We start from the raw sequence: 19,990 nt of genomic DNA on the forward strand, positions 1-19,990 counted from the left end.
AAGTTGTTGCGCCGGTGAGTAGCCGGGCGGTAACCCGTGCCGAAAACTGTCTATCCCCACCAGAGCACGGCCCCCCGGTCTTTCCTTTTCCGTCACATCATGTGCGATCCCTGCCCCGCCCCGTACGCCCCTGCCTTCCCGTCCCCTCCCCTACCCCCTCGACCCTCCCGTCCCCTTCCGTCCTCTCGCCCGTCGCGGACAACCCTCTCCCCCCTCTTTCCGCTCATCCGCGAGTTCCCGCAACCCGAGCCGAGTTGGAGCGCCCAATGCCCCAGCACGTACCTCCCCCACTGCTCGATGCAGTCACGCGCCAGGGTCAGGGCCCGGCGTCCTCCAGGGTCCCCGCGGCCCCGCGACGCATCGTCTTCCTCGCCCACCGCGACCTGGGCAACCCGGCCGCCGGCGGCTCCGAGCTGCTGATCGACCGGCTCGCCTCGGGCCTCACCGAGCAGGGCCACGACGTCACCCTCCTGTGCGGCGGCCAGGCCGCCCGCAGGCCCTACCGAGTCGTCTCGGCGGGCGGCAACCTGGGTCACTACCTCGGTGCGCGGTCCGCCTTCGCCCGGCAGGTCGGCGACTGCGACCTGCTGGTCGAGGTCTGCAACGGCATGCCGTACCTCGCGCCCCTGTGGCACCGCGGGCCCACCGTGTGCCTCGTCAACCATGTGCACACCGACCTGTGGGACATGCGGTTCCCGATGCCGGTGGCGCGGGCCGGACGCCGACTGGAGCACTGGGCCCTGTCCCGGGCCTACCGCGACCACCTGATGATCGCGGTGTCCCCGTCCACGGCGGGTGCGCTGCGTGATCTGGGCGTGCCCGACCACCGGATCAGGGTGGTGCACAACGGCGTCGAGGAGCCGAGCCCGCAGGGCGACCGGTCCGAGACCCCGCTGTTCACGGCGCTCGGCCGACTCGTCGACTACAAGCGCATCGATCTGCTGCTCCAGCTGTGGGAGCGGGTCCGGCCGGTCACCGGTGGCCGGCTCGTCATCGTCGGCGACGGCCCCGAGCGGGCCCGTCTGGAGCGGCTCGCCGGCCCCGGTGTGGAGTTCGCCGGCCATGTCACCGAGGCGGAGAAGCACCGGCTGCTCTGCGCGTCGTGGATGCTGCTGCATCCGGCGGCCGTGGAGGGGTGGGGGCTGGTCGTCACGGAGGCCGGCGCACGCTCCACCCCGACCCTGGGCTTCGACGTACCGGGGCTGCGCGACTCCGTCGACGACGGCGTCACGGGCATCCTGGCCCAGGGCGCGTCCTCCTTCGCCGCGGCCTGGTGCGCGCTCGCCCTGGACGACGAGCGGCGCGAGGCGATGGGCAAGGCGGCCCGGGAGCGCGCCGCCGCGTTCCGGTGGACCAGCAGTGTCCGGCAGTTCATGGCGGTCGCCGCCGAGGCGACCAGCGGCGTGAGCGCCCCGGCGATCGGTGCGAGCGCGTGAAAGACCCTTCCTTCCGGCGCTCGGTCGCCCTGTTCCGCGCCTTCATGCGGGAACAGGGCGACCCGGCGACGGCGTACACCCTGCTGGCCCGCGACGCAGCGGACCAGGTGGAGCGGCACGGTCCGGTCCGGGGCAAGGTCGTCGTGGACATCGGCGGCGGCGACGGCTACTTCACCCGGGAGTTCCGTCGGCGCGGTGCGCACGGCTATCTCTTCGAACCGGACACAGCCGAGCTCAGCCCGGGCGAGCGTGCGGACACCGTCGTCGCCGACGGTTATCTGCTGCCGCTGGCCGACGGTGCGGCGGACGTCTGCTTCTCCTCCAACGTGCTGGAGCACGTCGCCGATCCGCACACCTTTCTCAGCGAGATGGCCCGGGTGACCCGCCCGGGCGGTCTGATCTACGTCTCCTTCACCAACTGGTACTCGCCCTGGGGCGGCCACGAGTGGGCTCCGTGGCACTATCTGGGCGCCGAGCGCGCCCGGAGCCGCTACGAGCGCCGCACCGGCCGCCCGGCCAAGCACCGCCTCGGCGACAACCTCTTCCGGATCGGCGTCGGCGAGACGCTGCGCCATGTCCGGAGCCGTAGTGACGTGACCGTCGTGTCCGCACGCTCGCGTTACTGGCCCGTCCTTCCCCAGTTCGTGCCGCGCATCCCCGTCCTGCGGGAATTCGCCACCTGGAACCTCCTCCTCATTCTCCGGCGGTGTTCATGACCAGCGCTGTCCACCCACCCCGGCCCGCGGCCCCGGACGGCCCGGGTCCCGAGCCCACCGTCCCCGCCGAGGGCCCGCCGCAGGCGCGCTCCCGGCGCTGGCTCCTGGGGTTCTGGGCCGCCGTGTTCGCGGCGTTCCTGGCGGTGTCGCCGGGTCGGATGACCTTCGACACCAAGCTGGGTGTCGTCACGGCTCCCGGCCGGTTCCTCGGTGACCTGGGCGAGCTGTGGCACAGCCGTTCCGGGTTCGGCGGGATCGCCGACCAGTACATCGGCTATCTCGTGCCGATGCTGCCGTACTACGGCACCGCCGAGCTGCTGCGGGTGCCCACCTGGCTCGCGGAGCGGCTGTGGCTCTCGATCATCGTGGCGACCGCCTTCTGGGGCGCGCTGCGGCTGGCGGAGCGGCTGCGGGTGGGCTCACCGGCCACCCGGCTGCTCGGTGCGGTCGTCTACGCGCTGTGGCCGACGTACACCATCGTGGTGGGTTCGACGTCGGCCGCCGCGCTGCCGGGCGCCCTGCTGCCGTGGGTGCTGCTGCCGCTGACGAACCCGCGCCTCACCCCGCGGATCGCGGCGGTCCGGTCCGCGCTGCTGATCCCGCTGATGGGCGGGGTCAACGCGGCGTCCACGCTGGCTTCGCTGCTGCCGGTCGGGCTGTACCTGCTGTCCCGGCCGGGCGGTCCGCGCAAGCGCGGGCTGCTGCTGTGGTGGATTCCGGGCGTGATCATGGCGACCGCCTGGTGGATCGTTCCGCTGCTGCTGCTGGGGACGTTCGGCGAGAACTTCATGCCGTACGTGGAGTCCTCGTACACCACCACGACCACCATGTCGGCGACCGAGGTGCTGCGTGGCGCCGGCAACTGGGTGGGCTATCTGAACTTCGGCGAGGCCTGGCTGCCGGCCGGGTGGACCGTCGCGACCGCGACCGTCACGATCCTGGGTTCGGCGCTGGCCGCCGCCCTGGGTCTGGCGGGTCTGGCGCGGCGTGATCTGCCCGAGCGCCGCTGGCTGGTGCTGACCGTGCTGTCCGTCGCGCTCGTCACGCTCGCCGGGTACGGCGGGGCGCTGGGCGGTCTGTTCCACGGCACGGTGCAGGACTGGCTGGACACCTGGCTGGTGCCGTTCCGGAACATCTACAAGTTCCAGACGGGTCTGGCGCTGGCGCTGGCCCTGGGGCTGGCGCACGTCACCGGGGTCGCCGCGGTGGCCGCTTCCCGACGGGGCAGCAACCCGGCCCGGATGCGCCGGCTCGCGCCGGTCGTCGCCGCCGCGGTCGTGCTGCCCGGCCTTGCCTGGCCGTACCTCAACGGGTCGATCCTTCAGACGGGTTCGTTCCAGAAGGTCCCCGACTACTGGGAGAGCACCGGGAGTTGGCTCAAGAACAACTCGCCGGACGACCGCGCGCTGGTCGTCCCGGCGACCGCGCACGGCATCTACACCTGGGGCTCCCCCATCGACCAGCCGCTGGACGTGCTGGCCGAATCGCCGTACGCACAGCGTGATTACGTCCCCTTCGGCACGCCCGGCAACCGGCGGGCGATGGACGCCGTCGAGCAGGCCCTGACCTCCGGCGGCGAGGTTCCCGGACTCAGCGAGTACCTGAACCGGGCCGGGCTCCACTACGTGGTGGTCCGCAACGACCTGGACCCGGACCAGCTGGGCTATGTCCCGTCCACCACGGTGAAGCGCACCCTGGAGGCGTCCGGCTACAGCCGCGTCAAGGGGTACGGGCCGGTGATGACCGCCGGCCGGATCGCGGCGGACACCCCCGTGCAGGTCGAGGGCCTGTATCCGCGCCAGCGGGCGGTGGAGATCTACGAACCGCCGAAGGGGACCGAGCGCCCCGGGCGGGCGGAGGCCACCCCGGTCGCCTCGACGGCCGTGGTGAGCGGTGGCCCGGAGTCGCTGCTGCCGCTGTCGGCGAACGGCGCCATCGCGGGCCGGCCGACCGTGCTGGCCGGTGACGCGCACCCGGGTCTGGGGCGGCCGTCGCTGTACGCGGCGGGCGACGGACTGCGGCGCGCCGACACCCGGTTCGGCCTGGTCAATTCCAACACCTCGTACACGTACACCGCCGACGAGCGCAACGCCGAGGAGTCCGCGCAGGACCCGGGCCGTGAGCCGCGGCAGATCCTGCCGACGTCCGGGTCGAAGCACCAGACGACGGCGGTGATCCGCGGGGCGAAGTCCGTCAGCGCGTCCTCGGTGGGCAACTGGCTGTTCCATCTGCCGCAGTACGACCCGGTCAACGCCTTCGACGGCAACCCGGCGACCGGCTGGGCGGAGGGCTCCCCCGGCGCGCCCAAGGACGAGTGGGTGCGCGTCGACTTCTCCACGCCGACGGACATCCCCGGCTCGATCCAGGTGACGCCGCTGCCCAGCGGCAATGTGCGGGCCGCCGCCACCGTGATCCGGGTGGAGACCGACAAGGGCTCCAAGGACAGCCCGCTGCGGACCGACGGTTCGGCGCAGCAGGTGGCCGCGCCCGCCGGACAGGCCGCCTGGCTGAAGGTGACGATCCTGGAGTCCCAGCAGGGGCGCCCGGGGCTGACCGGCGCCGGATTCACCGACATCGCCATCCCCGGCGTTCAGGTGACCCGGATGCTGGAGCTGCCGAACGACGCGCCGCGCGAGGGCGCCGACGCGACGATGTTCTCGCTGAAGCGGGGCAGCGACCCGGGCGGTCTGTCGTCCGTGGCCGCCGAGGTCGGTCTCGGCCGGCAGTTCACCGCGCCGGAGGCGGGCGACTACACCGTCTCGGCGACCGCGCTGCCGGTGCCCGGCGAGGCGCTCGACAAGCTGCTGTTCGAGCTGACGGGCGAGCGGGACAAGATCGAGGTGACCGCCGACTCCACGGCACGCCTGGGCACCAACCTCAGCCCCCGCAACCTGACCGACGGTGACCTCACCACGGCGTGGATCGCGGGCGAGCGTCCCGTACTGCGGCTGAACTGGCCCGAGAAGCGGCCGGTCGGCGAGATCGTGTTCGCGGCGGCCGGGGGTCTGTCGGCCCGCGCCGAGCAGGTCCAGATCAGTTCGCCGGACGGTACGGCGGTGGCCTCGGTGGACGAGAACGGCATGGCCCGCTTCTCGCCCATCAACACCGACCGGATGGACATCACCATCTCCAAGACGGCTCCGCTGACCGTGCACAACCCGGTGGCCGACGGCCAGTTGCAGCTGCCGGTCGGGCTGAGCGAGGTCTACATCCCGGCGCTGGAGGAGTTCCGTTCGCCGCAGCCGAAGCCGGACCAGAAGTTCAGCCTGCCCTGCGGCAAGGGCCCGGTCCTCTCCGTCGGCGGCACGTACATGGAGACCAAGGCCGAGGGACGGGTGCGGGATCTGACCCAGCGCAGGCCCATCGAGGTCTCGCTGTGCACCGACGACAGCAAGGTCGAGCTGGCCGCCTCGTCCACCACCGTGCAGGCCGGGGACGAGGGTCCGCTGGCCATCACGGACGTCTCGCTGAGCAACGGCACCACCGAGGCCGCCGCGGCGACGCCGCGCTCGGTGGACGTCGAGCAGGGCGAGGGCGACCGGCGGACCGTCGAGGTCGGGGCCGGTGAGGCCTCCTACCTCCAGATCCACGAGAACCACAACAAGGGGTGGAAGGCCACCCTGGACGGCAAGGAACTGACGCCGCTGCGGATCGACGGGTGGCAGCAGGCCTGGCTGGTGCCCGAGGGCGAGGGCGGCACGGTCACCCTGGAGTACGAGCCGGCCTCGATCTACCGCTGGGGTCTGATCGGTGCGGGCGTGCTGTTCCTGGCGCTCGTGGTGCTCGCCCTCGTGGGCCGCAAGAAGTCCGGCCCGGAGGAGACCGAGGAGCTGCCGGCGCCGCCGGGTCCGGGTCTGATCCTGGGCACGGTCGCCCTCACCCTGGTGGGCGTGGTGATCGCGGGTCCGGTCGCCGTGGCCGTTCCCCTGCTCGCCGTCCTGGCGCACTTCCGGCCGAGGCTGCTCGTTCCGGTCGCGTTCGCGTCGATGGCCGCCGCGGGGGTTGTCGCCGCGGTGGGCACCGGGGAGAGTACGACGACGGGCGAGGGCGCCTTCGGTGCCACGGCTCAACTCCTGGCCCTGATCGGGTTGTTCGCCGCGCTGGTCACGGTGGGCCGGGAACCGCTCGGCAGGCGTGCGGTCCGTACCGGCCAGGACGCGGCCGAGCCGGCCCCGGCGGGCGGTGACCGTCCGACGGTCCAGCTCCCGGCGCAGCCCGCACCGCCCTCGGGCCGGACGCTGTCCGCCGACGGCAGGCACCCGGCGAAGGGAGAGGACGCCTGATGGCGACCACGCAGCACCAGCGGGCCCCGGGCGGCGGCCAGCCGCCCGGGGAGCCCGTCCGGGTGCCGTTCCCGGTCGTCGACGAGGTGGCCCGGCACTGCGCGCAGGATGCCGAGCCGAGCACCGTGCACATCGAGATCCATCTGCCGGGCCGGGTCGACGAGGAACGGCTGCGCTCCGCGTTCGCCGCCGCGCTGGCCCGGCACCCCCGGGCGCTGATGCGGGAGCGGCCCCGGGGGCCGCTGGCCCGGCGGTACGAGTGGGAGCTGACCGAGCACCCGGACACGGACCCGGTCTCCTTCCCTCCGTGCGCGCCCGGCGCCCTGGAGCGGGCGCGGGCCGGGGCGCTGGACCGCGCCCCGGCGCTGACCGCCTCGCCGCCGCTGCGGCTCGACGTGGTCCGGGAGCCGGACCGGGAGGGCTGTGTGCTGCTGTTCACCGTGCACCACACCGCCCTGGACGGTCCGGCGTGCCTGCGGCTGGCGGCGACGGCCGCGGAGATCTACAGCGATTCTCCCGCGCCGCCGTCGCCCGCCCCGGCCCGCCCGGCCGCGGCCCCGCTGCCCCGCCAGTCCCGGACCCCGGCGCTGGCCCGGCCCGCCCAGGTGGCGCCGGGTTCGCCGGGGCCCGCCCCGGTGCCGGGCAACGCGATGCTGCTGGCCGAACTCCCGGTCCCGCGCCGGGAGTCCGGTGCGCCGTACACGGTGAATGACCAGCTGATGGTGGCCACCGCGCTGACGGTGGCCGGCTGGAACCGGGCGCAGGGCGCGCCGGGGGCGGACCGCCGGCCGCTGCGGATCACCATGCCGGTCGACGACCGCACCCGGGGCCCGGAGATGCCGATCGGCAACGGCACCCGGCTGGTCGAGGTGGGCTTCACCGCGGCCGAACTGGCGCCGGGAACGGACGTGGCGGCGCTGCTGCGGGCGACCGCTGAGCGGACCCGGGCCCTCAAGGCCGCACCGCGCCCTCAACTGGGGCACGGTGCAGGCCTGTTGACCGTGCCGCTGCTGCCGGTGGCGGCCCGTGCCGCCCTCACCCGGGGGCTGCGGGTGGCGGCCGGTCCGTGGACCTCGACGACGCTGCTGAGCAACATCGGGCGGATTCCGTACCCGTTGGACTTCGGCGACGCGGGCCGGGCCACCGCCGTGTGGTTCTCCGCGCCCGCCCGGATGCCCCGGGGTCTGACCTTCACCACGGCGTCCACGGGCGGCCGGCTGCATCTGGCGCTGCGCTGGTCGCGCACCCTGCTGGGCGAGAGCGACGGTGCGAGGCTGCTGGACCTGTTCACCCGCCACCTGGCCGCGACGTCCTCGGAGGCCATATGACCAGCACCACGTCCCCCTCCCCCGGGCTGCGGGACTTCTACGAGAACCCGGCCGTCCCCGTCGCCTCGGGCGACGGGCGCACCCTGCGGCAGGCCCGGCTGCTGGCCGACGCCCTGGACGCGCCGGGGCAGGTGATCCTGGACATCGGGTGCGGTGACGGTTCGGCGGCGGCCACGGCGGCCCCGTTCCTCGCCGGGCACCGGATGATCGGGGTCGACTGGTCTCAGGACGCGCTGCGCAGGGCCCGGCCCCGGATGGGCCATGTGGTGCGCGGCGAGCTGGAGCACGGCGGGCTGCCGCTGGCCGACGGATGCGCGGACGCGGTGCTGTTCAGCGAGATACTGGAGCATCTGGTCGACCCGGACCAGGCGTTGGACGAGCTGCGGCGGGTGCTGCGGCCCGGTGGCCATCTGATGCTGTCCACCCCGAATCTGGCGGCCTGGTACAACCGGGCGCTGCTGCTCGCCGGGGTGCAGCCGGTGTTCTCGGAGGTCAGTCTGCGCGGGATCCACGGCCGTCCGGGCTCGGAGGTGGTGGGGCATCTGCGGCTGTACACGGCCCGTGCGCTGCGCTCGTTCCTGACGGCGTCCGGTTTCACCGACGTGACGATCAAGGGCGCCCCCTTCCACGGGGTGCCGCGTCCGCTGCGCCTGCTGGACCGGGCGGCGTGCGCGGTGCCCGGGGCGTCCTCCATCCTGCTGGCCCACGCGCGGCGGAGGTAACCGCATGTGGTGGGGTGTCGGCGCGGCGCTCGTCGCCAACGCGCTGTACAGCGTGGGGTTCGTGGTGGAGAAGCGGGCCCTCGGTTCGCTGCCGGCGTTGTCGGCGGGCCGCCCGCTCCAGGTGATCCGGGTGCTGGCGACCAGTCCGCTGTGGATCGTCGGCGCGCTGGCGCTGGCGGCCGGGTTCGGCGCGCAGCTGGTCGTCTACCGCGCGCTGCCGATCGCGGCGGCGCAGGGCATCTTCGTCTCCGGCCTGGTGCTGCTCCTGCTGCTGTCGTCGGCGGTGCTGGGCGAGGAGTCGACGGGGCGCGAACGCTATGCGCTGGGCGGGGTCCTGCTCGCCCTGCTGATGGTGGTGGCCTCGGTCCGCGAGGGCGAGGACGTGGTGAGCGGCGGGGCCCCGTGGACGCTGGTGCTGCTGGTCTGTGTGCCGGCGCTGGCGGCGGGCGTCTGGCTGTACGTACGCGTCGAGAGCCTGGCGGCCAAACGGCACCGGGTCCCGACGAGCGGCATCGGGTACGGCGTGGCGGTGGGCCTGCTCTACGGGGTCAGCTCGCTGGCGATCAAGGGCACGTCCAGCCGCCTGACCACCACCGACCTGGGCGACGCCGCGCTGTCGCTGCTCGGGTCCCCGTATCCGTATCTGCTGCTGTTCACCGCGGGGGCCGGTCTCGTGATGTCGCAGGCGGCGCTGCAGCGCTGCCGGGCGTCCCTCATCGTGCCGGTGTGCACCACGGTGACCTGCCTGTTCACCGCGGTCCTCGGGACGCTCGCGTTCGGCGAGAGCCTGCCCGAGGATCCGCTGCTGCTGGCCCTGCGGGTGGGCGGCACGGCGCTCGCCCTGTCCGTCCTGCTGGCCATGCCGCGGCACGATCCGCAGCCCGCCGCGGCGTCCTGACCCTCTGACGTACCTTCCGCTGTTGTGCCGACGACTCCCGAGGAGCCCCTGATGCGTACCGACGATCCGCTGCTGACGATCCTGGCCTGCCCGCTCGACAAGGGGCCGCTGTCCCTGCTGCCGGAGGAGGACGCGCTCTACAACCCGCGGCTGCACCTGAGTTACCCGATCGTGGACGGGATACCGCAGCTTCTGCCCTCCTCGGGCAGAAAGGTCGACGCCGTCGACCACGAGCGGTTCCTCTCCTCGCTGAAGGCCTCGGCCACGTGACCACGCTCGCCGCGGCGGTCGCGGCCAGACTGCCCGGACGGCTGGTGGGCTCCGCCGCCGTCGCCCTGTATCCGCGCTTCGAGCCCGAGCTGCGACGGCTCGCCGACTTCTGCCCGCCGGGCGGTGTCGCCCTCGACATCGGGGGCTGGTACGGCCCCTGGTCGCGGCGGCTCGCCGCGCGCTGCGAGCGGGTGGTGACCGTCGAGCCCGTGCCGCATCTGGCCGAGCATCTGCGGCGGACACTGCCGTCGAACGTCCGGGTGGTCCAGGGCGCGGCGACCGACCGGGAGGGCACGGCACAGCTCTGGTTCCCGGAGGGCGACCAGGGTGACCGGGGGGTGTCCTCACTGGCCCGGCGCGATATCCACGCCCACAGCGTGGAGGTCCCCTCGATCACCGTCGACGGCCTGGGTCTTACCGGGGTCGGCTTCGTGAAGATGGACGTGGACGGCGGGGAGGCGGCCGCGCTGCTCGGCGCGGCGGAACTGCTGCGCCGGGACCGCCCGGCGCTGCTGATCGAGCTGGAGAGCCGGCTCGGCCCGATCGAACCGGTGATCACCACGCTGACCGGTCAGGGGTACGCGGGCTGGGTTCTGCCGAACCGCGACTGGGTGCCGCTCACCGGGTTCGATCTGGTGGCCCAGCAGAAGCGGACCGAGCACCTGGTCCACCGGGGGCTGCTGCACCGGGCGTTCGCGCCACGCCGGGAGCGGTATGTGAACTCGGTGCTGTTCCTGCCCGAGGGGCGCACGCCGGGTACGGCCTGAGCGCCCCGCGTATCCTCGGCCGGAAGCCGGAAGGCGGGCCGAGCGGAGGATGGCGTACGTGGCGGGCAGCAGCGCGGGGCGGAACGGAGCGGGACCGGGCGATCCGGGCGGCGCGAGGACTACGGCTCCGGGCCGCCCGGCGTCCGATGCGGACGCCCGGCCGGAACGTACGTCGCTGAGCGCCCGGGCGCGGGACGCGGTCCGGCAGCGGATCGTCGACCGCAGCTATCCGCAGGGCGCCCGGCTCGTGGAGCGCGAGGTCGCCGAGGAGCTGCGGATGTCCCGCGTCCCGGTCCGCGAGGCGCTGCGCGCCCTGGTGGGCGAAGGGCTGCTGGAGCTGCTGCCGCACAGCGGGGTCCGGGTGCGGCGGCTGGAGCGGGCCGATGTGGAGCACCTGTACGAGGTGTGGGAGCCGCTCGCGGTCCAGGCATCCCGGCTCGCGGCACGGCGGGTGGCGGGGTCGGCCCCGGTGGAACCGCCGGGCGTCACCGCGCTGCGGGCCTCCCTCGACCGGGCGGAGGAGGCGGCGTCCGACGACGAGGGCACGCGTGAGGTCGCGGCCCACACCGCCTTCCACGAGGACATCGTGGCCCTGAGCGGCAACCCGATGCTGGCCCGCACCATGGAGCAGCTGAGCGGACAGCTCCAGCTGCTCTTCGGGATGCGGGAGGAGCCGCAGCACATGCGGGCCCAGCACGCGGTCATGTTCCGGTACATCGCGGCGGGCGACGAGGAGTCGGCCGCCGCGAGCACGCTGCTGCACGTGCGGGACAGCCGGGCCGTGGCCCTGCGGTCCCTGTTCGACAACGCCTGATTATTTGTATACCAACCATTCTCACCCCTCGCGCCCTCGAACGAGTCAGAGCGCACTTCCTGCACGTTTCCTGCACGCACAGGGAGCGGAATCACTCCTTCCCGGAATCATGACGGTTCTGGTATACAAAATGCTCCCGCTCGCTTCCGCGACCCAAGGAGCCCTCCCATGTGCGTCGAGAACACCCCGCCCCCTTCCAACCGGCTGACCAGGCGGGGTGTGCTCGCCGGCGCGGCGGCCCTCGCCGGAACCTCGGCCGTGCTGGCCGGAACGGCCCCGGCCGCCTCCGCGTCGTCCGGCGCCAGGCACGGATCGCCGGGCCGGGGCGGCGATCTCGTCGTCGAGGGCGGCAGGCTGCTCGACCCGGCGACGGGCGAGGTCACGGAGGACGCGGTCGTCGTGATCGCCGGGGGCGTCGTCCGGGCGGCCGGGCCCCGGGGGCAGGTCGGCCGGGTCCCCGGCGGCGTACCGGTGCTGCGGGCCCACGGGCAGTGGATCCTGCCCGGCCTGGTGGACGCCCACATCCACCTCAACACGGCGGCCGAGGCGCGCGACGCGGTCCTCAAGGGCGCCACCAGCGCGCGCAGCGGTTCGACCAACTTCTACCAGGACATCGCCGTAAGGGAGTTGGCCCGCCAGGCGCCGGAGCAGGCGCCCCGCCTCCGGGCCGCGGGCGTCTTCGTCACCCCAGACCTCGGCGACACGATCCTCGCCGACCCGGACCTCGCGCCGCTGGCCCGGCTGCGGGACGGGGTGCGCTCGGCCGATGCGCTGCGCCGGGTGGTCGAGGTCAACCTCGCGCGCGGGGCCGACACCATCAAGACCCGGGTGAACGAGCGGGCCGGGCTGCCCGAGCAGGACCCGCTGGTCCAGGTGTACGACCACGAGCAGCTGTCCACGATCGTGGCGGCGGCCCGGCGCCGGGGCAAGGGGGTGCTCTGCCACAGCTACAGCGAGAAGGGCTGCCACGACGCGGTCACGGCCGGCATCCGCTCCCTGGAACACGGCGCGTTCGTCGGCGAGCGCACGCTGCACGAAATGCGGCGCAGGGGTACGTACTTCACGCCCACGCTCACCGCGATCGCCGGGCTCGCGGAGTCCTCGGACCCGGTCCTGGCCGAGCGGGGCCGCACCTATCTCCCGGTCCTGAAGCGGGCGGTCCTGGCCGCGCACGAGCTGGGCGTCCCCCTCGCGGCGGGCACGGACTCCTCGGGCGGAACGGTCGACCCGATCGGCCGGGAGGTGGAGCTGATGCACGCGGCCGGGCTCTCCGCCCTGGACGCGATCCGCACGGCGACCACCGGCGCGGCGAAGCTCCTCGGGTTCGACTCCACGGCCGGCCGGCTGGCGCGGGGCTTCGCGGGTGACGTCCTCGTCGTGGACGGCGACCCGCTGGCGGACCTCGGCGTGCTGAGCCGCCCGGCGCGCGTGGTGCGGGCAGGGTTCGCGGTACCGGCGGCCGCCTGACCCCGCCTCCCCTCTCCCCGCCCTCCCCGCTTCTCCCCTCCTCTTCCCCCCTTCCCTCTCCTCGAAGGAGTTCCTGATGCACGCCGAGTCCACCGCCTCCGCCGGTCTCTCCCGACGCTCGATGCTGGCCGGGGCCGCCGCCGTCGCGGGCACCGCGGCGACGCTCAGCGCTTCGGCGGCCCCGGGGGCCCAGGCCGCCGAGGTCCGGCCCGCCGGGACGGCCGCCGCACCCGCCGCCGCCGACCGGATCACCGAGCAGCCCGACCGCACGGGCGGCCACGCCCGCGCCACGGTGTTCAAGGACGTCCGGCCCTACGGCGCGCAGCGCCCCGTCGACCTCACCGTCGTCGACGGGGTCATCACCGCGGAACCCGCCCCGCGCGGCGCGAAGGTCGTCGACTGCAAGGGCCGGATCGCACTGCCGACCCTGGTCGACGCGCACATCCACCCCGACAAGACGGCCTGGGGCGAGCCGTGGGTGACCCGGAACCCGGCGAGCTCCATCGCCGAGTACACCGAGGAGGACGTGAAGCTGTACCACGCGCTGCGTACGCCGCTGAAGAAGCGCGCGGAGCGTCTGATGGGCCATGCCGTCACCCAGGGCACCCGGGCGATGCGGGCCCATGTCGACGTCGCTCCCGCCTACGACCTGGTGGGCGTCGAGGGCGTCGGGTCCGCCCGCAGGGCGCTGCGGCACGCGCTCGACGTGGAGATCGTCGCGTTCCCGCAGCACGGGGTGGTCCGGACGCCGGGGACGAAGGAACTGCTGGAGGAGGCCGCGCGCACCGGGGCGATCGACCGGGTCGGCGGCATCGACCCGATCGGGTTCGACGAAGCGCTCGACGAGCAGCTCGACATCGTCTTCGGTATCGCGGACCGGCACGGCGTGGGCGTCGACATCCATCTGCACGAGCGGACCGCGACGGGGATGGAGTCCCTGCGCGCGATCATCGACCGCACCAACGCGCTGTCGCTCCAGGGCAAGGTGACGGTCAGTCATGTCTTCTGTGTGCCCGGCCTGCCCGAGCGGGAGCTCGACCGTCTTGCGGCGGACCTGGCCGATGCCCGGATCTCGCTGACGACGGTCGCGCCCTCCTCGGACCTGGTGCTGCCGATCGACCGGCTGCGGGAGCACGGGGTCGAGGTGGGCCTCGGCTCCGACGGCGTACGGGACTCCTGGAGCCCCTTCGGCAACGCGGACATGCTGCACCGCTCGCACCTGCTGGCCTGGGTACGGGACGCACGCCTCGACGAGGAGCTGGAGGCGGCCTTCCGGGCGGGTGCCGATGGCGGGGCCCGGCTGCTGGGGCTGCCGGAAGCGGATCTGAAGCCGGGTTCGCCGGCCGACTTCCTGCTGGTGCGCGGGGAGTGCCTGCCGCAGGTCGTGGTGGACCTGCCGCGGCGCGAGATGGTGGTGCGCGGCGGGCGGATCGTGGCCCGGGACGGGGAGCTGGTCGGTCACTGACCCGACTGCCGGTGGGCCTCCGGCCCGCCCGACCGCCGTCACCCGGCGCGGTTAGGGTGACGGCGTGAGAGTGCTGCTGGTCGAGGACGACGCCAACCTCCGCTTCGGCGTGGCCGCGGCCCTGCGCGCCGCCGGGCTCGCCGTCGACGAGGCGGTCGACCTGCCGCAGGCCGACGAGGCGCTGTTCGTCACCGCGTACGACTGCGTCGTGTTCGACCGGATGCTGCCCGCGGGGGACGCCGTGGAGTACGTGGAGGAGCTGCGGCGCTCCGGCCGGGCGGTGCCGGTGCTGTTCCTGACCGCCCGGGACACCGTCGCCGACCGGGTGGAGGGCTTCGCCCGGGGCGGCGACGACTATCTGGTCAAACCGTTCGCCGTCCCGGAGCTGGTCGCCCGGGTACGCAGCCTGTGCCGCCGCGCCCCGGCGCTGACCCCGCCGGTGCTGCGGGTCGGCGATCTGGAGATCGACACGGCGCGGCGGCGGGTGCGGCGGGGCGGGGTGCTGCTGACGCTGACCAGCCGGGAGTTCGCGGTGCTGGAGGTGCTGGCCGACCGGGCCGACCAGGCGGTCAGCCGGGCGGAGCTGGTCGAGCGCTGCTGGGACGAGATGGCCGAGCACCGGTCCAACGTGCTGGAGGTCCTGGTCTCACAGCTGCGCCGCAAGCTCGGCGCTCCCCCGCTGCTCCACACCGTGCGCGGCACCGGCTACCGGCTGGCCGTGGCGGAGGACCCGGCCTCGTGACCGGAGCCGTACGCCGGCGGTCGCGGCGCTCCCGCCCCCTCACGCCGACGGCCCGGGTTCGTCGGCTCCGCCGCCGGATCACCCTGCTGTTCGCCCTGACCAGCGCGGTGGGGCTGGTGGCGATGGCCGCCTGGGCGGTGCGGGGCGACGACGTGCGCTGGCGCGACCAGCTGGACCGGACGATGAGCGCGGACACCAACTGGGCGCTCGGCCTGCTGGAGACCGACGAGGACGGGCGGCTGGACGCCGGGGTGCTGCTCGACACGGCCGGGACCGCCTGCCCGCCCCTCCACCTGCTGTCCGTCCCGCCGGACGCCGCGCGGGACGCGCGCCGGATCGCCCCGGCGGACCTGGTCGTGGAGCACGCGCCGCGCGGGCCGTGCCTCACCGTCGACGGCCCTGCCGTACGACGGGCGGCCGCGGCGGCCGTGAACGCCGACGAGGAACGGTCCCTCGACGGGCGTACGACCACGGGGGAACCGGTGCGTCTGTTCGCCCTGCCGTTCTACCCGCCCGAGGCCGAGGAGGACTCCCGCCCGCAGGGTGCCCTGGTCACCGTGGCGGACACCGCCGCGCAGCAGGCCGACCACCGGCGGCTCGCCTGGCGGGTGACCGGTGGCTGCGCCCTGCTGGTGTGTCTGTCGGCGCTGGTCGGGCATCTGTTGTCGGGCCGGGCCGTGCGGCCCGCCCTGGAGGCCCTGGACCGGCAGGAGTCGTTCCTCGCGGACGCCGCGCACGACCTGCGGACTCCGGCGGCCTCGCTGCGGACCCTCGCCGAGACCGCGCTGCGCGGAGACACCGACAGCACCGACGTGCACCGGCGCACGCTGCGGCTGGCCGAGGGGATGGGCTCGCTGGTGGACGGGCTGCTCACCCGGGCCCGGCTGATGTCGGGGACGGCCGTGCTCGCGGTGGAGCCGCTGCGTCTGGACCAGCTGGTGGAAGCGGTGGTGGAGGACGCGCCCACGGACGGCCACCGGGTGACGGTCGAGGCCCGGGAGGCCGTGGTGGTCGCCGACCCCGACCTCGTACGGCGTGCCGTGGCCAATCTCGTCGGCAACGCGCTCGTCCACGGGCATGCGCCCGGGGCCCCGGCCGAGGTGGAGGTCACGGTGGCCGTCGACGGGGCGTCGACGACCGTGACGGTGGAGGACACCGGGCCGGGGCTGCCGCCCGAGGTGGCGGGGGCGCTGTTCGACCGGTTCCGGAGCGGATCGCGGTCGACGGGGCTCGGACTCTCCATCGCCTCATGGGTCGCGCACGCCCACGGCGGCAGCCTCACGGCCGGACCCGGGCGGCGCGGCGGGGCCAGGTTCGTGCTCCGCCTGCCGAGCGGCGACCGGCCGTCTGCGGAGGGCTGAGGCCGGCCACTGGGCCGACTCATCAAATACTCAGCATCGACCAGGAATGCTGCCGGGGAACCGCACGGCCCAACTCCTGGGAGCAGTCCGTTGAACCACCCCGTCCGCCGCCGCCCCGCCCTCGTCACCGCACTGGCTCTGGCCTGTTCGGTCGCGCTCACCTCCTGCACGGCCGGTTCCGCCACCGGACCGGGGCGGGCCGCGGCCTCCCCCGCGTCGGCCGACCCCGCGTCCCGGCCCGACCTCAAGGCGTTCTACGGCCAGCGGCTGCGGTGGACGGACTGCGACACGGAGGGGTACGTGTGCGCGCGACTGACCGTTCCCCGGGACTACGACGCCCCGGGGAACGGCAAAACCTTTGTTCTGCCGGTGGCGCGTGCGGAGGCCGGGAAGCCGGACCGGCGCATCGGCTCGCTCGTCTACAACCCGGGCGGGCCGGGGGCGGCCGGGGTCCAGTCCCTCCAGGAGGGCATGGACGAGGCGTTCGGCCGGGCGGCCCGCGACCGCTTCGACATCGTCGCCTTCGACCCGCGCGGGGTCGGGGCGAGCGTCCCCGCCCTGACCTGCACGGCGAGCGAGGACGAGGCCGAGGAGGAGGCGGCGTCGGAGCCGCCCGTGTCGGAAGGCGTCGCACCGCTCCATCCCCGTACGGAGGAGGAGCGCACCGCCGCCGCCGAGGGGGCACGGGCCGCCACGGAGGACTGCGAGCGGCACAGCGGCGGCCTCCTGCGGCACGTCGGCACCCAGGACGCGGCCCGCGACCTGGACGTGCTCCGCGCCGCGCTGGGCGAGCGCGAACTGACGTACCTGGGCTGGTCGTACGGGACGAGCCTGGGCACCGCGTACGCCGAACTGTTTCCCCGCCGGGTCCGCGCGATGGTGCTGGACGGGGCGATCGACCCGTCGATGGACTGGTCGCAGCGGGTGCTCAGCCAGTCGGCCGGGTTCCGGCGGAGCGTGGACGACTACGCCGACCACTGCGCGGAGGTCGCGGGTGACAGCTGCCCGGCCGACAGCCCCGACGCGATACGCGCGCTGATCGAAGGGCTGTACACGCGCGCCGAACGCGAGCCGCTGCCGGTCTCCGAGGACAGCTCGTACGCGGAGTACGGCGGGATGGACGCGACGTCCGTACTCGACGCGGTGTCGATGGCGATGTACACCCCGGAGGACCAATGGGAGCCGCTGTCCCGGGCGTTGGCGGCGGCGGACGCGGGGGACGCGACCGAACTGGGCGCGCTGGACGAGGAGGAGCCGGCCCCGGCCGATGAGGACCCCGCTCCGGAGGACACCGACGATGCCACCGAGGAGGAGAGCGGTGGTGAGGACAGCGGTGCCACCGAGGACCTCACCCCCGTCGACAACGAGAGCGCCGCACTGACCGCGGTCAACTGCCTGGACGTTCCGCACCCGCGCGACCTGGACGCCTACTGGGACGCCCTGCCACGCGCGGAGAAGGCGGCGGGGGCCTACGGCACGGCCGGCGTGACCGCCGAACTCACCTGCCGTGGCTGGCCGTCCGGCGGCCGGACGCCGCACCGGGTCGACGCCGACGGGGTGGTGCCGGTGCTGGTCGTCGGCACCACCGGTGACCCGTCCACCCCGTACGAGGAGGCGGTGAGCCTCGCGGACCAGTTCCCGGGCGGGATGCTGCTCACGTACGAGGGGATGGGGCACACCGCGTACGGGCGCGGCGGCGCCTGTGTCACGGAGAAGGTCGACGCCTATCTGGTCGGCCTGAACCCCGTCCACCCCGGCGCGACCTGCTGACCGGGGCGGGCTGACTGACCGTCAGTCCATCTGCGCTTCCTCGGCGTTGCGCCAGACCGTCAGATCGATGGTGATGTAGCGGCTCGGGTCGTCGGCGCCCGACTTGCCGCGGTAGGTCACCACGGCGATGTGTCCGGCCTTGCTGAGCACACAGATCTGCGAACCGGACGTGAGCTGTTCGAGCTCGATCTTCTCGGTGAAGCGGGTCTCCTGACGGCAGACCTCCAGCGAGCCCTTCTGCGAGTTCTTCAGCACCACCAGTTTCCCGTTGGCGCTGCCCACCCTCTCGTCGCCGAAGAGCTCGTCCCGGTAGAAGTAGAAGTCCCCCTTGCCGTAACTGACGCCGCTGTCCTCGTCGTCCACCGGCCGGGGCGGGTGGTCGGCGAGCTTGAGTGCGTAGTTCGCCGTCACATCGATGCCCTGGTACGAGACGGGCCTGGGATCGACCGGCTTTCCGCGGGCTTTGTCGGCGGAACCGCTGCCCGCCGAACTGCCGCTGGAGGACGACGTCCCGGCCCGGCCCTCCTTGCCGGACTTCTCGTCGTCCGGCAGCAGGGCCCCGATCACGCCGAGCACGACCAGCGCGCCGACGACGGACGCGGCCACGACCAGACCCGGCCGCTTGGAGCGTGGCGCCTGGGGCTGGAAGCCGGACTGCTGGAACCCGGGCTGCTGGAAACCGGACTGGTGAAAGCCTGGTTGCTGGAACCCCGACTGCTGAAAACCGGGCTGCTGGAAGCCGGAGGGCTGGGGCGGCGGGGTGGGGTGCCCCTGCTGGTACGCGTGTGGCTGCCACGGGCCGGGCGGCACGCTCCCGGGTGCGCCCGGCGCACCCGGTGCACTCGGGGCACCGGGCGTACCCGGTCCGGTCTGCGTCGGCGCGGAGGCGACCGCGTAACCGGTCGGGGTGTAGTGGGGGCCTCCCGGCGGCGGGGTCGGCGCGTTCCCCGGGGCGAACTCGGTGGGCGTCGGCGCGGTGCTCGGCTGCGGGGGCGGCGTCGGCGCGGGGGCGGGCATCCGCAGCCGCTCGGTGATCGACCCGGCGACCTCCTGCGGGAGCCAGTCCTCGCCCTGGCGCAGGGGCTCGGGCGAGATCTCGTGGCACATCGCGATGATGTCGGCCAGGGCGGGGCGGTCGGCGGGGTCGCGGCTGAGGCAGCGGCCGACCAGGGGGCGGAGTCCGTCAGGCAGCCGGCTGAGGTCGGGGTCCTCGTGGACGATGCGGTAGAGCACCGCGTGCGAGGGCCCTTCACCGAACGCGGGCGCGCCGATCGCGGCGTAGGCGGCGATCTGGCCCAGGGCGAAGACGTCGGTGGCCGGGGTGACGGTGCCGGCCGCGGCCTGCTCCGGCGCCATGAACGCCGGGGTGCCGACACTGACACCCGTACCGGTCAGGGCGGTCGTGTCGGCCGCCCGGGCGATACCGAAGTCGATGACACGCGGGCCGTCGGCGGCGAGCAGGACGTTCGCGGGCTTCAGGTCACGGTGCACGATGCCCGCACCGTGGATGACCCCGAGCGCCTCGGCCACCCCGACCGTCAGCAGCAGCACACTGCGCAACGGCAGTCCGCCGTGCCGGGCCACCGCGTGCGCGAGCGAGGGACCCGGCACATAGGCCGTGGCCAGCCAGGGCTGCGCGCCCTCGGTGTCCGAGTCGATGACCGGCGCGGTGTACAGCCCCTGCACCCGCTGCGCGGACCGCACCTCCTGCTGGAAACGCCGCCGGAACTCCGGGTCCTCGCCGAACTCGGCCCGGATCACCTTGATGGCGAGGGGCCGCCCGCCGGGCGTGTACGACAGATACACCTTGCCCATGCCGCCCGCGCCCAGCACGGCGGCCAGCCGGTAACCCCCCACCACCGCGGGGTCGTCGGCCTTGAGCGGCTGGAACGGATCGGTCGAAGACGCGCTGCTCATCAGAAACCATCCCCCTGGTCACGGCAGTCCGGAG

15 protein-coding genes are annotated in these 19,990 nt (G+C 73.9%); 14 read left to right on the forward strand and 1 reads right to left on the reverse strand.

What is annotated here, in order from left to right:
* Positions 1–266: 266 nt before the first annotated feature.
* From IE134_RS12555 to IE134_RS12620, 14 genes are all read left to right on the forward strand, one after another.
* Positions 267–1,436 (forward strand): glycosyltransferase family 4 protein, encoded by a 1,170-nt coding sequence (locus IE134_RS12555; protein ID WP_030714257.1) that lies wholly within the window; start codon positions 267–269, stop codon positions 1,434–1,436.
* On the forward strand, positions 1,433–2,152 hold the full coding sequence (locus tag IE134_RS12560) for a class I SAM-dependent methyltransferase (protein WP_098896025.1): 720 nt from the start codon (positions 1,433–1,435) through the stop codon (positions 2,150–2,152). The genes IE134_RS12555 and IE134_RS12560 overlap by 4 nt, the downstream gene beginning before the upstream one ends.
* The gene (locus IE134_RS12565; protein WP_179888325.1) at positions 2,149–6,435 is read left to right on the forward strand and encodes an alpha-(1->3)-arabinofuranosyltransferase domain-containing protein; all 4,287 of its coding nucleotides are present in this window, start codon (positions 2,149–2,151) and stop codon (positions 6,433–6,435) included. Before IE134_RS12560 ends, IE134_RS12565 begins: the two co-directional genes overlap by 4 nt.
* Entirely contained in the window at positions 6,435–7,763 is a 1,329-nt protein-coding gene (locus tag IE134_RS12570; RefSeq protein ID WP_030714264.1) for a condensation protein, read from the forward strand. Before IE134_RS12565 ends, IE134_RS12570 begins: the two co-directional genes overlap by 1 nt.
* On the forward strand, positions 7,760–8,485 hold the full coding sequence (locus IE134_RS12575) for a class I SAM-dependent methyltransferase (RefSeq protein WP_010062683.1): 726 nt from the start codon (positions 7,760–7,762) through the stop codon (positions 8,483–8,485). Before IE134_RS12570 ends, IE134_RS12575 begins: the two co-directional genes overlap by 4 nt.
* 4 nt (positions 8,486–8,489) lie before the next feature.
* Positions 8,490–9,383, forward strand: a complete 894-nt coding sequence (locus IE134_RS12580; protein ID WP_010062682.1) for a hypothetical protein — start codon at positions 8,490–8,492, stop codon at positions 9,381–9,383.
* Positions 9,384–9,434: 51 nt separating this feature from the next.
* The gene (locus tag IE134_RS12585) at positions 9,435–9,653 is read left to right on the forward strand and encodes a Trm112 family protein (protein ID WP_010062681.1); all 219 of its coding nucleotides are present in this window, start codon (positions 9,435–9,437) and stop codon (positions 9,651–9,653) included.
* Positions 9,650–10,420 carry an FkbM family methyltransferase gene (locus IE134_RS12590; RefSeq protein ID WP_030714266.1) on the forward strand — a complete coding sequence of 257 codons (771 nt, stop codon included), beginning with the start codon at positions 9,650–9,652 and terminating at the stop codon, positions 10,418–10,420. The genes IE134_RS12585 and IE134_RS12590 overlap by 4 nt, the downstream gene beginning before the upstream one ends.
* A gap of 49 nt (positions 10,421–10,469) precedes the next feature.
* Positions 10,470–11,234 (forward strand): GntR family transcriptional regulator, encoded by a 765-nt coding sequence (locus tag IE134_RS12595; RefSeq protein WP_030714273.1) that lies wholly within the window; start codon positions 10,470–10,472, stop codon positions 11,232–11,234.
* 168 nt (positions 11,235–11,402) lie between these two features.
* Entirely contained in the window at positions 11,403–12,701 is a 1,299-nt protein-coding gene (locus IE134_RS12600; RefSeq protein ID WP_189430491.1) for an amidohydrolase family protein, read from the forward strand.
* Positions 12,702–12,777: 76 nt separating this feature from the next.
* Positions 12,778–14,166 (forward strand): amidohydrolase family protein, encoded by a 1,389-nt coding sequence (locus IE134_RS12605; RefSeq protein WP_189430493.1) that lies wholly within the window; start codon positions 12,778–12,780, stop codon positions 14,164–14,166.
* 70 nt (positions 14,167–14,236) lie between these two features.
* Positions 14,237–14,908 carry a response regulator transcription factor gene (locus tag IE134_RS12610; RefSeq protein ID WP_032768691.1) on the forward strand — a complete coding sequence of 224 codons (672 nt, stop codon included), beginning with the start codon at positions 14,237–14,239 and terminating at the stop codon, positions 14,906–14,908.
* Positions 14,905–16,269 (forward strand): sensor histidine kinase, encoded by a 1,365-nt coding sequence (locus IE134_RS12615; protein ID WP_098018339.1) that lies wholly within the window; start codon positions 14,905–14,907, stop codon positions 16,267–16,269. The genes IE134_RS12610 and IE134_RS12615 overlap by 4 nt, the downstream gene beginning before the upstream one ends.
* A gap of 90 nt (positions 16,270–16,359) precedes the next feature.
* Positions 16,360–18,039, forward strand: coding sequence for an alpha/beta hydrolase (locus IE134_RS12620; RefSeq protein WP_098018337.1), 1,680 nt, complete (start codon positions 16,360–16,362; stop codon positions 18,037–18,039).
* Positions 18,040–18,060: 21 nt separating this feature from the next.
* Here the strand turns inward: IE134_RS12620 and IE134_RS12625 are convergent, their stop codons facing one another.
* The gene (locus IE134_RS12625; protein WP_189430495.1) at positions 18,061–19,956 is read right to left on the reverse strand and encodes a serine/threonine-protein kinase; all 1,896 of its coding nucleotides are present in this window, start codon (positions 19,954–19,956) and stop codon (positions 18,061–18,063) included.
* Positions 19,957–19,990 lie beyond the last annotated feature (34 nt).

Origin of the sequence: Streptomyces rubiginosohelvolus (assembly GCF_014649875.1) — a bacterium.
In the GTDB taxonomy this organism is placed as follows: Bacteria; Actinomycetota; Actinomycetes; order Streptomycetales; family Streptomycetaceae; genus Streptomyces; species Streptomyces rubiginosohelvolus.

Bases quoted from the DNA above. Each gene is read 5' to 3' on its own strand.
- IE134_RS12585 (WP_010062681.1), top strand. From the start codon at position 9,435: ATGCGTACCGACGATCCGCTGCTGACGATCCTGGCCTGCCCGCTCGAC.
- IE134_RS12600 (WP_189430491.1), top strand. From the start codon at position 11,403: ATGTGCGTCGAGAACACCCCGCCCCCTTCCAACCGGCTGACCAGGCGG.
- IE134_RS12625 (WP_189430495.1), bottom strand. From the start codon at position 19,956: ATGAGCAGCGCGTCTTCGACCGATCCGTTCCAGCCGCTCAAGGCCGAC.
- IE134_RS12580 (WP_010062682.1), top strand. From the start codon at position 8,490: ATGTGGTGGGGTGTCGGCGCGGCGCTCGTCGCCAACGCGCTGTACAGC.
- IE134_RS12605 (WP_189430493.1), top strand. From the start codon at position 12,778: ATGCACGCCGAGTCCACCGCCTCCGCCGGTCTCTCCCGACGCTCGATG.
- IE134_RS12565 (WP_179888325.1), top strand. From the start codon at position 2,149: ATGACCAGCGCTGTCCACCCACCCCGGCCCGCGGCCCCGGACGGCCCG.
- IE134_RS12575 (WP_010062683.1), top strand. From the start codon at position 7,760: ATGACCAGCACCACGTCCCCCTCCCCCGGGCTGCGGGACTTCTACGAG.
- IE134_RS12555 (WP_030714257.1), top strand. From the start codon at position 267: ATGCCCCAGCACGTACCTCCCCCACTGCTCGATGCAGTCACGCGCCAG.
- IE134_RS12595 (WP_030714273.1), top strand. From the start codon at position 10,470: ATGGCGTACGTGGCGGGCAGCAGCGCGGGGCGGAACGGAGCGGGACCG.
- IE134_RS12570 (WP_030714264.1), top strand. From the start codon at position 6,435: ATGGCGACCACGCAGCACCAGCGGGCCCCGGGCGGCGGCCAGCCGCCC.